Annotated in this window: 1 protein-coding gene; it reads right to left on the reverse strand. The window is 66.2% G+C overall.

Annotation, left to right across the window (positions count from 1 at the left end):
* Nucleotides 1–234: nitroreductase/quinone reductase family protein (locus tag ACOADB_RS16775; RefSeq protein ID WP_378600860.1), on the reverse strand; the 234-nt coding region annotated here is incomplete at its 3' end.
* Nucleotides 235–240: the final 6 nt, after the last annotated feature.

Below are 240 nucleotides of genomic sequence, written 5' to 3' on the forward strand. Positions count from 1 at the left end.
GTCCGGCGCCCCGCCCTTGGAGGCGATCGCGACGTACACGCCGTCCTTCTCGACCCGCATGACCGGGTTCTTGCGCAGGTTGCCGGACTTCGCGCCGACGGAGGTGATCACGACGATCGGGTCCTTGGAGCCCTGCAGCGTGTTGGCCTTGGTGCCGCCTGATGCTTCGTACTCCGCGACCTGGTCGCGGACCCACTGCGTACTGCTCGGAACGTACGTGCCCTGAAGTGTCATACCTCC

This window comes from Nocardioides sp. CPCC 206348, assembly GCF_048654705.1.
Classification (GTDB): domain Bacteria; phylum Actinomycetota; class Actinomycetes; order Propionibacteriales; family Nocardioidaceae; genus Nocardioides.